Annotated in this window: 9 protein-coding genes; all 9 read left to right on the top strand. The window is 72.7% G+C overall.

Going from position 1 to position 12,455, the window contains the following annotated elements; all coding sequences use genetic code 11:
• The first annotated feature begins 83 nt into the window (after positions 1-83).
• The 9 genes from HS048_RS29570 (at position 84) to HS048_RS29530 (ending at position 12,414) form a co-directional block, all read left to right on the top strand.
• Entirely contained in the window at positions 84-1,253 is a 1,170-nt protein-coding gene (locus tag HS048_RS29570) for a nicotinate-nucleotide--dimethylbenzimidazole phosphoribosyltransferase (protein WP_068903608.1), read from the top strand.
• Between the two features lie 156 nt (positions 1,254-1,409).
• Positions 1,410-2,645 (top strand): uroporphyrinogen-III C-methyltransferase, encoded by a 1,236-nt coding sequence (gene cobA, locus HS048_RS29565; RefSeq protein WP_196469297.1) that lies wholly within the window; start codon positions 1,410-1,412, stop codon positions 2,643-2,645.
• A complete protein-coding gene (locus HS048_RS29560; protein ID WP_307832691.1) occupies positions 2,642-4,951 on the top strand; it encodes a GTPase in 2,310 nt (769 codons plus the stop codon). Before cobA ends, HS048_RS29560 begins: the two co-directional genes overlap by 4 nt.
• Before the next feature lie 157 nt (positions 4,952-5,108).
• The gene (locus HS048_RS29555) at positions 5,109-6,755 is read left to right on the top strand and encodes a YfjP family GTPase (RefSeq protein WP_068903713.1); all 1,647 of its coding nucleotides are present in this window, start codon (positions 5,109-5,111) and stop codon (positions 6,753-6,755) included.
• A 140-nt stretch (positions 6,756-6,895) separates the two neighbouring features.
• Positions 6,896-7,651 carry a single-stranded DNA-binding protein gene (gene ssb, locus HS048_RS29550; RefSeq protein WP_196469296.1) on the top strand — a complete coding sequence of 252 codons (756 nt, stop codon included), beginning with the start codon at positions 6,896-6,898 and terminating at the stop codon, positions 7,649-7,651.
• Between the two features lie 373 nt (positions 7,652-8,024).
• Positions 8,025-9,326 carry a GGDEF domain-containing protein gene (locus HS048_RS29545; protein WP_068903615.1) on the top strand — a complete coding sequence of 434 codons (1,302 nt, stop codon included), beginning with the start codon at positions 8,025-8,027 and terminating at the stop codon, positions 9,324-9,326.
• 26 nt (positions 9,327-9,352) lie between these two features.
• Positions 9,353-11,017, top strand: a complete 1,665-nt coding sequence (ettA, locus tag HS048_RS29540; protein WP_068903616.1) for an energy-dependent translational throttle protein EttA — start codon at positions 9,353-9,355, stop codon at positions 11,015-11,017.
• Positions 11,018-11,085: 68 nt separating this feature from the next.
• Positions 11,086-11,547, top strand: a complete 462-nt coding sequence (locus HS048_RS29535) for a thioesterase family protein (protein WP_196469295.1) — start codon at positions 11,086-11,088, stop codon at positions 11,545-11,547.
• Positions 11,548-11,592: 45 nt separating this feature from the next.
• Positions 11,593-12,414, top strand: coding sequence for an arylamine N-acetyltransferase (locus tag HS048_RS29530; protein ID WP_068903715.1), 822 nt, complete (start codon positions 11,593-11,595; stop codon positions 12,412-12,414).
• Positions 12,415-12,455 lie beyond the last annotated feature (41 nt).

Genomic DNA, 12,455 nt, shown 5'->3' with positions numbered 1-12,455 from the left:
GCGAGGACACCGCACGAGAGCCGCATGAGGGCTTTGCGGGACTTCGCGGGGACTTCGCGGGGGCTTTCCGGGACACTGATGGCATGACCATCCTTGAGCAGACCCTCGCAGCGATCCGGCCCGCCGACCCGGAGGCCGTCGCCGAGGCGCGCGCCCACCAGGACCGGCTGACCAAACCCCGGGGTGCGCTGGGCGCGCTGGAGGAGGTGGCGGTACGGCTCGCCGGCGCCGCGGCCGCCAGCCCGCCGCCGATCCCCGCCCCCGCCGCGCTGGCCATCTTCGCCGCCGACCACGGTGTCCACGCCCAGGGCGTGAGCCCCTGGCCGCAGGAGGTCACCCAGCAGATGGTGGGCAACTTCCTGGCCGGCGGCGCCGTGGCCAACGCCTTCGCCGCCCAGGTCGGCGCCACCGTGACCGTCGTGGACGTCGGCGTCGCCGCCGACCTGCCCCCGGCGCCGAACCTGATCGTCGACAAGGTCGCGTACGGCACGGCCGACCTGTCCGAGGGCCCGGCGATGACTCCGGCGCAGGCCGTGTCCGCACTGGAGGCCGGCATCGCGGTCGCCCGCCGCCTGGTGGACCAGGGGGCCCGCTGCCTGGTCACCGGGGACATGGGCATCGCCAACACCACCGCCTCCGCCGCTCTGATCTGCGCGTTCACCGGCCGGGACGCCGCCGAGGCGACCGGCAGGGGGACCGGGGTCGACGACGAGACCCTCACCAGGAAGGTGGAGGTCGTCCGCCGGGCGCTGCTGGCCAACGGCCTGGCCGGCCCGGCGGGCGGACGGTCGCGGGACGCCGGGGACGGGCGGGCTCCGGACGGTGACGTGGTGGCCGGGCCCGTGAGCCCCGGAGGGCCGCCCGCGGGAGACGTGCTCACCGGGTCCGCGCTGAGGACGCTCGCGGCCGTCGGCGGCCTGGAGCACGCGGCGATCGCCGGGTTCATCCTGGGGGCCGCGTCGCTGCGGGTGCCGGTCATCCTGGACGGGGTGATCGCGGGTTCGGCCGCCCTGGCCGCCGCGGCGCTCGCCCCCGACGCGGTGGACCACTGCGTGGCGGGGCACCGTTCGGCCGAGCCCGGCCACGCCCTCGCGCTCGCCCATCTCGGCCTGCGTCCCCTGGTCGAGCTGGAGCTCCGGCTCGGCGAGGGGACCGGCGGGCTGCTGGCCCATCCCCTCGTGTGCGCGGCGGTCCGGGTCATGCACGAGGTGGCCACCTTCGACTCGGCGGGGGTCACCGAGAAGGGCGCCTGACCTGCGGGAGCCGTCGGCCGGACGCCGGTCGGCGGCGATCACAGCCCTTCTTCACCGTTGTTAACAAGGTGGAAGCAAACGACGAGCCGGGAGCCGGTAGGTTTACCTCCTAACGCACGCGCTTCACCATTCGTCGTGAACGGGAGATCTGTCGTCATGTCGTCGCCCTATCTGCTCGGCCTGCGTCTCTCCGGGCGGCGGGTGCTCGTCGTGGGGGGAGGCCGCGTCGCCCAGCGGCGGGTGCCCGCCCTGCTCGACGCCGGTGCCCTGGTCACCGTCGTCTCCACGAGCGTCACGCACGCCTTCGACGACCTCATCGCGACCGGTCGCGTGACCTGGGAGGCCAGGCCGTACCAGGTGGGAGACCTGGACGGGGCCTGGCTGGTGCACGCCTGCACCGACGACAGGGCGGTGAACGCGGCGGTGGCCGCCGAGGCCGAGGCCAAGCGGATCTGGTGCGTGCGCGCCGACGACAAGGACGCGTCGGCGGCGTGGACCCCGGCCAGCGGCCGGGTGGACGAGATCGGTGTGGCGATCACCGCGGGCGGCGACCCCCGGCGGGCGGCGGGGATCCGGGACGCCGTGGTCGCGGCGCTCCGCGACGGCACCGTCGACGCCCGGCGCAACCGGACCAAGCCGGTCGGCGTCGCGCTGGTCGGAGGAGGTCCGGGCGATCCCGGTCTGATCACGGTCCGCGGGCGGCAGCTGCTCGCCCAGGCCGACGTCGTCGTGGCCGACCGGCTGGCCCCGCAGGCCCTGCTCGACGAGCTCTCGCCGGACGTCGAGCTGATCGACGCGGCGAAGATCCCCTACGGCCGCTACCTGGCTCAGGAGAAGATCAACGAGCTGCTGGTCGAGCACGCCCGGAAGGGCAGGTTCGTCGTCCGGCTCAAGGGCGGCGACCCGTTCGTCTTCGGCCGGGGCGGAGAGGAGATGCTCGCCTGCGCCCGGGCGGGGATCCCGGTCGTCGTGGTCCCGGGGATCACGAGCCCGGTCGCGGTGCCCGCCGCGGCGGGCGTGCCCGTCACGCACCGCGGGGTGAGCCAGGAGTTCCACGTCATCTCGGTGCACGTCCCGCCGGGCGACGAGAGGTCCACGGTCGACTGGCCGAACCTGGCCCGATCGGCGGGAACGCTGGTGCTCATGATGGCCGTCGAGCGGATCGCGGTGATCGCCGAAACCCTGATCCGTGAGGGACGTTCGCCGGAAACTCCCGTAATGGTGGTACAGGACGGTACTCTTCCCACCCAGCGTGCTCTTCACGCCACGCTGTCCAGCGTGGCGGAGCGTGTGACCGCGGCTGGGATTCGGCCACCGGCGATCGTGATCGTCGGCGACGTCGTGAAAGTCGGCCAGGAGGTCGAGATGGTTCGAGCGGAGCGGGTTCCGTGAAATCGGCTGCCGACAAGCCAGTGCACCCGGCGGCCGAGGACGGCCCCCGGCTCGGCGTCGCCCGCGAGGAGGAGCCGGAGGGCGCCTTCCCGGGCGGTGCGGAGAGCCCGGGGGAACAGACGCTGACCTTCCAGGCGATCCGTGCCGACGAGGAGGGCGTGCCCGCAGGTGCCGCGGAGGCGGAGGACGCCGGAGATCCACCCGCCGATCCCGGCGCGGACGGCGGGCAGACCGCCGGGACGCCCTCCGCCGAAGGACGTCCCGGGGACGCGGCTTCCGGGGGCGGGCGTTCCGCTGACGCGGGTTCTCGGGACGAGGACTCCGAGGGTGAGCGCTCCGGGGACTCCGGGGACGAGGACTCCCAGGGTGGGGGTTCCAGGGAGGCGGACTCCTCCGACGCGGATCAGGCCGGCCCCGGCGACGAGGATGACCCCGCCGACCCGGACGGCCCCGGCGCCTTGGACGGCTCCGGTGACCCCGGCGACCTGGAGGGTGCCGCAGACCCGGACGACTTCGGCGGAGCGGACGGCCCGGACGAGGACGACGCCGTGGTGGTGGTCGCGGACCTCGACGGGTCCGGGGAGGAGGGCGACGCGGCCCCCGAGGGCCGGGTTCAGGACAAGCCGCTGCCCGACGAGGTCTCCGAGGCGCTGACCGGCGCGCTCGCCGCGCTGCGCGACAGCGTCACGGATCTCGCCTTCGGCCTGGACCTGCCCGGGGTGGAGGAGGCGAGGAAGGCCAGGGCCGAGATCCTGGCGCAGCTCGACGACTACGTGATCCCCCGGATCCACATGAGCACCGCGCCGGCGCTCATCGTCGTCGCGGGCTCCACCGGCGCCGGCAAGTCCACCCTGTTCAACACCCTGGCCAACGCCAACGTCAGCCCCACCGGCGTCCGCCGGCCGACCACCGGGACCCCCGTCCTCGCCTGCCACCCCGACGACCACGAGTGGTTCGCCGAGGGCGGCCTGCTCGGCGGCCTGGAACGGAGGGAGGCGTCCGAACCCGGGACGGGGACGGACGGGCTCGTGCTCGTCACCACCGAGCGGCTGCCTCCGGGCGTGGCACTGCTCGACACCCCCGACATCGACTCCGTGGTGGAGGCGCACCACGAGATCGCCCACCGTATGCTCGACGCGGCCGATCTGTGGATCTTCGTCACCACGGCGGCCCGTTACGCCGACGCCCCGGCCTGGCGGCTGCTCCGGCTGGCCAAGGAGCGCGGCGCCCGGCTGGCGATCGTGCTCTCCCGGGTCCCGGCCAGGTCGCGCGAGGTGGTCACCAAGCACTTCGTGCGCATGCTCACCGAGTACGGCCTCGGCCAGGTGGACCGCTTCGTCATCAACGAGAGCAAGGCCGCCGACGGGATGCTGCCCGACCACGAGGTCACCGAGCTCAGGCTCTGGCTGACCGAGCTGTCGGTGGACGACCGGCGGCGGGCGCAGGCCGTACAGGCGACGCTGGCCGGGGTGCTCGACAGCTTCCGGGCCCGGGTCCCCGCCCTGGCCAGGCAGCTGGAGGTCCAGCTGGCCCTGCGCGCCGAGCTCCGGGGCGACGTGGACGCCGCGTACGGCGGGGCGATGGCCGAGATCGACGAGGCGACGAGGAACGGCTCCCTGCTCCGCGGGGAGGTGCTGGCCCGGTGGCAGGACTTCATCGGGTCGGGCGACCTCATGCGGACCCTGCACCTGCGCAAGCCCGGCCGGTTCGCCGGGAAGGCGAGCCACCAGGGCCCCGAGCGGCTCAGCGCGCTGAAGACCGCGCTCCGGAACGGCCTGGAGGCGGTCGTGGTCTCGGCCGCCCAGCGCGCCGCCGAGGAGACCGTGGCGCGCTGGCTGAACCGGCCCGGCGCGGGGGAGACCCTGGCCGCGGTGCCGGGTCTCGGGGAGCCCTCCGACGACCTGCCGCGCCGGGCAGGCCGGGCCGTGGCCGCCTGGCAGGACCACCTCGTCGGGCTGATCCGCACGGAGGGCGTGACCAAGCGGTCGGTGGCCAGGCTGGTCTCGTTCGACGCCGACTCCCTCGCGGCGATCCTCGCGATCGGGATGTTCGGCTACGGCACCGCCGAAGTCGAGGTCGCCGGCAAGAGCGCCCTGCCGCAGCGGCTGCTGCACGCACTGCTCGGCGCGGAGTCCCTGCGCAACATCAGCGCCAAGGCCCGCAGCGATCTCCGCACCCGGATCGGCACGCTGTTCGACGACGAGGTCTGGCGCTACGTCCAGGCCCTCGACGGCGCGGGCGTCCCCGACGAATCCGCAGCCACCCGTCTCTACCAGGCAATGTACAACCTTGAGGTCGCCCGATGAGGAGTGAGTCCCGCGCCGCGCGCGCCGGAACCGCCGTGTGCGCATCCGTCATGACGGCCGGTGAGGCCCGCCGGGAGCGCAGGGCCCGGACGTCCGCCCGGCCGGCGGTTCCCGGGCCGGCCGCGGGCCGTACCGCGAACGAGGGGCGGTGGCGGCGATGACCGGCACCATCGGCACCGTCCAGACGCGGCAGGGACTCGGCGGCCGGCTCGCCGCGATCGCCCGGATCGTGGAGCTGGGACCGGGCAGAGTCGACCCCAAGGTCCTCACGGAGGCGGGCCAGCTGCTGCTGCGCGCCGGTGACCGGCTCAAGCTCTCCCCCGACCACACGGTGGTCGCCCTCGCCGGAGGCACCGGCAGCGGCAAGTCGTCGCTGTTCAACGCCGTATCCGGGCTGGAGCTGTCGCCCACCGGGGTGCGGCGGCCCACCACGGCGCGCACCCACGCGTGCGTCTGGGGCCTGGAGGGCGCCGGGCCGCTGCTCGACTGGCTGCAGATCCAGTGGCGGCACCGCTTCGCCAGGGCCAGTGCCCTCGACAAGGGCGAGAGCGGGCTGCACGGCCTGGTCCTGCTCGACCTGCCCGACCACGACTCCATCCGGGCGCTCACCGACACCGAGGCCGACCGGCTGATCCAGGTGGCCGACCTGGTCGTCTGGGTGCTGGACCCGCAGAAGTACGCCGACGCGTCCACCCACCGCCGCTACGTGACCGAACTGGCCGGGCACGACGCGGTGACGGTCTTCGTGCTGAACCAGGTCGACCGGCTGAGTCCCGAGGACCTGGCCGAGTGCGTGGCCGACCTGGAGGACCTGCTCCGCCGCGAAGGGCTCGAGAACCCCGTCATCGTGACGACCTCCGCGACCACGGGCAGGGGCGTCGACAACCTCAGGGCCGTCCTCTCCGACGCCGTGGTCCGGCGCCGGGCCGCGATCCAGCGGCTGGAGGCGGACCTCGACCGGCTGGTCCGGCGCCTGGCGAAGGCGATGCCCGCCGAAGGCGTCCCCTCCTCGCCCGCCTCCGTCGACGACGCCCGCCGGATCGGGCTGACCGACGCGCTCTGCGACGCGGTCGGCGTGCCGGCCGTCGGCGAGGCGATGGAGAACGTGTACGGCGTGCGGTCGGCCGAATGGGTCGGCTGGCCGTACGCCCGCTGGATCACGAAGCTCCGGCCCGACCCGCTCGACAGCCTGCGCCTGGGCGACCTGCGGGACGAGATCCGGGGCTTGAGCGGCGGCGCGGTGAGCGCGCAGCCCGCGGAGGTGGACAACGCGGTCCAGGCCCTCTCGGACGGCCTCACCACGGGCATGCACGAAGCCTGGAGGAACGCGGTCCGGGACGCCGCGCGCTCCCGTTCGGCGCAGTTGCCGAAGGCGCTGTCGGAGGAGCTGACGGAGATCGCCCCCCGCCTGGACCGGGTGCCCGCCTGGTGGCGGGCCCTGCTCGCCTGGCAGTACACCCTGGTATTGCTCTTCGTCGCGGGTGTCGCCTGGGTCGGCACGGCCCTGGCCTACGGGGTGTTCGCGGTGGGGGAGATCCCGGAGGGCCTGGCGTTCTTCGGTGACGCCGCCGCGCTGCCGTGGGTCGTCCTGATGCTGCTCTCCGTTCTCGGTCTGGGTCTCCTCACCGCCGTGGCCAGCCGGAACTTCGTGGTGCTGGGCGCGGCGGGCGAGCGCGAGAGGCTGGAGCGCGAGATGCGCCGCAGGGTCGCGGCGCTGGCCGAGAGCATGGTGATCGAGCCGGTGGAGCGCGAACTGGCCCGGTACAACGAGTTCTACGCGGCCCTGCGCGCCGTACGCGGCTGATCTCCGGCGGTCGTCCACAGGTCCGCCCGCGCCGCGTCCACTCGTCCACAGCGCGCTCGGCGGAGGCCCGCGACCCAGGCCGCGCGGGCCATCGTGTCTTCCATGCCGCGGGCAGTCCGCCCGCTCTCATGGGAGGCACGATGAACGACATCCACGTCACGCTCACCGGCAACGTCGCGGCCCCGCCGCGCCAGCACACCTTCCCGGACGGATCACGCGTCACCTCGCTCAAGGTGGCCTCGACGAACCGCTACTTCGACCGGGAGAACCAGCAGTGGCGCAACGGCGAGACGACCTATTTCGGGGTCCGGTGCTTCCGGGGGCTGGCTGACAACGTCGCCCAGTCGGTCCACGTGGGCCAGCCGATCGTCGTCCACGGACGGCTGCGCATCCGGGAGTTCGTCCATGAGGGGGAGCGCCGGTTCATGGCGGAGGTGGAGGCCGGTTCCCTCGGACACGACCTCCGCTGGGGCCTGGGAAGCTTCAGCAAGCCGCAGCGGGGCGGGACGGCCCCGTCGCTGGGCGCGGAGGAGCGCAGCGAGCTCGACCGGGGGACCCACGACTGGGCGCTGGGCGGGGCACCGGTGGAAGAGCCCGCGCAGTCGCCGTCGCAGCGGGAGCCGCGGGAGCCGCGGGAGCACACGGACGGGGCGGCGGCGCGCGGCGGGGAGACGCCGGCCGGGATCGTCGCCGAGCGGGCCGTTGGCTCCGCCGGAGAGGCGGTGGCCGGGGACGTCGAGGGCGACGGGTCCACCGGGTCCGCCGACGCGGACGGGGCGGGCGGCCCGGAGCCGGACGGGGCCGCGGGCGAGGGGAAGGACAGGGGTGACGGGGCGGCCGCCCCGGAGACGAGGAGTGGCAGGCTGTGGCGTGCCGGAGCCCGCATGGCGGCCTGAGGCCGTTCCACCGGGGTGCGGAGGTCTTCCGGTGCCCGGGCGCACGCCTGCGGCGGGAGCGCGGGGGCCGGGAGGAGCGGGGAGAGGGGGCATCGGCCGGACGCGGTCGGTGCCTCGCCCTGCGGGCACGGATCACCTGGGGGAAAACGGCCGATGGTCGGGTTCGTCTCAGACGCCGAGGCACCTGTCAGGTCCAGGTCACGCCCCGCAGCATGGCTGCTCCTTTCCCACACGTTCCGGTCGCGTAGAGAGCGATGTCCATCGCAAGCCACCCGATATGTCGGCTCACTCCGCCCAAGGTAGCGGTTCCCATCGCATGGCGCACACCCCGCAACTATTGTGTTACACATCGTTAGCCAAAGAGGGGGACTGCATGGTGGCGTCCAGTCATACCTCGGCCAAGCCACGTGACGGCGTGGCGACCCTGGCCGGTCGGTGGCCCCTGCTGGGGCAGCGCCGCCCGCTGGTCGTCTACCTCTGCGGGGTCGTGGCCCTGGCTCTGGCCGCGATCGCATTCTCCGCCACGACCAGCGCGCTCCGCTGGCCCGACACGCTGACCTTCACCGCCTTGATGGCGTGCGGAGCGGTCTGCATCGAGGCGACCCGCAGGCTCGGGATGCCCGCCGGGGTCGCCCGCGACCTGCTGTCCGCCTGGTGGCTGCCCGTCGCCCTGCTCCTGCCGCCGGTCTACGCCCTCGTCGCTCCGATCCCGCTCCAGATCCTGCTGCAGAAACGGGTGCGCGAGACGGTCGTCTACCGGAGGGTGTTCAGCTCGGCGGCGATCGGGCTGTCCGGCTGCGCGGCCTCGGTGCTGTTCCACGCGGCCGTCGGCGACCCGTCCGCGCTGAGCACCGGCCGGGGATGGCCGATCCTCGTCGCGATCGGCTGCGCGGTCCTGTTCACGGTGCTCAACACCGCGCTGATCGCCGTGGCCGCGCACACCGCCAATCCCGACAGCCGCTGGCGCGAGGTGCTGTGGGACCGGGAGAGCCTGACACTGGACATGGTCGAGCTCTGTCTCGGCGTCATCGTGGCCATCACCTGCGGGATCAACCTGACGCTGCTGGTGCTGGCGCTGCCGCCGGTGGTGCTGCTGCAGCGGAGCCTGCTCCACGCCCAGCTCCAGGCCGCGGCCCGCACCGACGCGAAGACCGGTCTGCTCAACGCCGCCGCCTGGCAGCGCGAGGCGGACACCGAGATCGTCAGGGCCAGGCGGACCGGTGACCCCCTCGCCGTGCTGATCATCGACATCGACCACTTCAAGCGGGTCAACGACAGCTACGGCCACCTGATCGGGGACCAGGTCCTGGTCGGGGTGGCCACGACGCTCCGCAGCCAGCTCCGCGAATACGACGTGGTGGGCCGGTTCGGCGGGGAGGAGTTCGTCGTGCTGCTGCCCGGAGCCGACACGACCGAGGCTCGGCGGGTGGCCGAGCGGCTGCGGTCGCGCATCGGGCGGATGGCGGTCCCGGTCGACGGGAGCATGATCAGCGTGACGATCTCGGCCGGTGTCGCGGTCATGAGCGTGCACGGCAACGACCTGATCGAGCTGCTCGCGGTGGCCGATCTGGCCCTCTACCACGCCAAGGAGCTCGGCCGTGACCGGATCTACCTGCCGGCCACCTCGTCCGTGCCGCCCGCGCAGCCGTCCGGCCAGCAGGACGCCCCTAGCTGACCCCCGCAGGGCCTAAGCTAGAAGGCATGCCGGAGTACATCTACACACTGCAGCGCGTGCGCAAGGCGCACGGTGACAAGGTCGTCCTCGATGACGTGACGCTGTCGTTCCTGCCGGGCGCGAAGATCGGCGTGCTGGGCCCCAACGGCACCGGAAAGTCGACGCTGCTGAAGATGATGGCGGGCCTGGAGCAGCCGTCCAACGGCGACGCCCGGCTCATGCCCGGCTTCACCGTCGGCATGCTGCAGCAGGAGCCCCCCCTCAACGAGTCCAAGACCGTGCTCGGCAACGTCCAGGAGGGCGTCGCCGAGACCAAGGCCATGCTCGACCGGTTCAACGAGATCGCCGAGCTGATGGCCACCGACTACAGCGACGAGCTGCTGGAGGAGATGGGCAAGCTCCAGGACGCCCTGGACCACCGCAACGGGTGGGACCTCGACAGCCAGCTGGAGCAGGCGATGGACGCGCTCCGCTGCCCCCCTCCGGACGCCGAGGTCACCCAGCTGTCGGGTGGTGAGCGCCGCCGGGTCGCGCTCTGCAAGCTGCTGCTGGAGCAGCCCGACCTGCTCCTGCTCGACGAGCCCACCAACCACCTCGACGCCGAGAGCGTGCAGTGGCTGGAGTCCCACCTGGAGAAGTACCCCGGCACCGTCCTGGCCGTCACCCACGACCGCTACTTCCTGGACAACGTGGCGACCTGGATCCTGGAGCTCGACCGCGGCCGGTGCCACCCCTACGAGGGCAACTACTCCACCTACCTGGAGGCCAAGGCCGCCCGGCTCAAGCTCGAGGGCCAGAAGGACGCCAAGCGCAAGAAGCGCCTGGAGGACGAGCTGGAGTGGGTGCGCTCCAACCCCAAGGCCCGCCAGACCAAGAGCAAGGCCCGTCTCCAGCGCTACGAGGAGATGGCCGCCGAGGCGGACAAGCACCGCAAGCTCGACTTCGAGGAGATCCAGATCCCGCCGGGCCCGCGCCTGGGCACCACGGTCATCCGCGCCGAGAAGCTCACCAAGGGCTTCGAGGACCGGGTCCTGATGGACGGCCTCACCTTCGACCTGCCCCGCAACGGCATCGTCGGCGTGATCGGCCCGAACGGCGTGGGCAAGACCACGCTCTTCCGCATGATCACCGGCGGCGAGACGCCGGACAGCGGTGAGATCGTGATCGGCGAAACCGTCAAGATCTCCTACGCCGACCAGAGCCGCGGCGGCATCGACCCGACGAAGAACGTCTGGGAGGTCGTCTCCGACGGCCTCGACCACATCAAGGTCGGCCAGGTCGAGATGCCGTCCCGCGCCTACATCGCCGCGTTCGGCTTCAAGGGCCCGGACCAGCAGAAGAAGGCCGCGGTCCTGTCCGGCGGCGAGCGCAACCGCCTCAACCTGGCGCTGACCCTCAAGCAGGGCGGCAACGTGCTCCTGCTCGACGAGCCCACCAACGACCTGGACACCGAGACGCTCTCCAGCCTGGAGAACGCGCTGCTCGACTTCCCCGGCTGCGCGGTCATCACCTCGCACGACCGGTGGTTCCTCGACCGCATCGCGACCCACATCCTGGCCTGGGAAGAGGGCTCGAACTGGTTCTGGTTCGAGGGCAACTTCGCCGACTACGAGAAGAACAAGATCGAGCGGCTGGGCGCCGACGCGGCCCGTCCGCACCGGGTGACCTACCGCAAGCTCACCCGCGACTGACCCGCCCGCCGCGGTCCCCGCAACCCCGCCGCCGGGCGGAGGCGGCGGGGACCGCTACGGTTCTGGGTGTGCTCGAACAAACCACGAACGACACCGGCCGCGCGCACCGGCACGTCTTCCCCCGGGCCGTCAGGTTCGCCGACATCGACGCGCTGGGTCATGTCAACAACGTGCGGTTCTTCGACTACCTGGAGGACGCCCGCCTCGGGCTGTTCCACGTCGATCCCCACCGGGAGGGCATCGCCCCGTTCCAGGGGCTCGTCGTGGCCAGGCACGAGATCGACTACCGGCGGCCCCTCACCTTCCGGCCCGACCCGGTCAGGGTGGAGACCTGGGTGACCGAGATCCGCCCGGTGCGCTTCACCCTCGACTACGAGATCCGCGACGACGACGAGGTCTTCGTCCGGGCCCGCTCGATCCTCGTGGCCTACGACGTGGCCAAGGGCGCCCCCCGGCGGCTGAACCAGGACGAGATCGCCTATCTGAGCAGGTTCACCGCGGAAGGCCCGCAGGACGCCGGACCCAGATGATCGAATGACACCTCCGGCATGTCATGAAAGGTCATGATGGAGGGCATGACGGAGAACACTCTCGCCTCCGAGTGGGGCGTCGAACGCGTCGACCTGACCGCCTACCTCCGGAGGATCGGCCACCAGGGCCCGCTCGACCCCACCGCGGAGACCCTGCGCACGCTGCACCGCGCCCACGTGACGGCGATCCCGTTCGAGAACCTCGACGTGATCCTGGGTCGCGGAGTCCGGCTGGACATCGACAGCCTCCAGGGCAAACTGGTGGATTCCCGGCGGGGCGGTTACTGCTACGAGCAGAACCTGCTCTTCGCCGCGGTGCTGGAACGGCTCGGCTACCCGGTGACCCGGCTGCTGGCCAGGGTCAGGATGGGCGAGGACCGGCGGCGCCCGCGCTCGCACGCCATGCTCCTGGTCGAGGTCGAGGGCACGACCCATCTGGCCGATGTGGGATTCGGCGGAGACGGGCTGCTGGAGCCCGTGCCGCTCGCCGACGGGGCGCTCTCCTCGGTGGACGGCTGGGACTGGCGGCTCGGCAGGGACGGCGACGAGTGGGTGCTGCACGGCCTGCGCCCCGAAGGCTGGATCGCGCTGTACTCCTTCCGGGTCGAGACGCACTACCCGGCGGACTTCGAGGTCGCCAACCACTACACCTCCACCGTCCCCACCTCGCCGTTCGTCAGGCACCCGATCATCCAGCAGACGGCCGCGGGCGTCCGCCGCCGGCTGCAGGGCCTCGAACTCGACGGGGAGCGGCTGGAGCCGGGGAAGCTGCACGCCGTACTGGAGGAGGTCTTCGGCATCGGCCTGGAGGCCGATGAGGCGGAGATCCTGGCCGCCCGCGCCCTGGCCGTCCAGGAGACGGCGTAGTCCGGCCAGGGACGAGGTGCCCCGGCCGTCCAGGACACGCA

It is taken from the genome of Planomonospora sp. ID91781, from assembly GCF_015711595.1.
GTDB lineage: Bacteria > Actinomycetota > Actinomycetes > Streptosporangiales > Streptosporangiaceae > Planomonospora > Planomonospora parontospora.
This window is presented reverse-complemented; position numbering and strand designations above follow the sequence as displayed.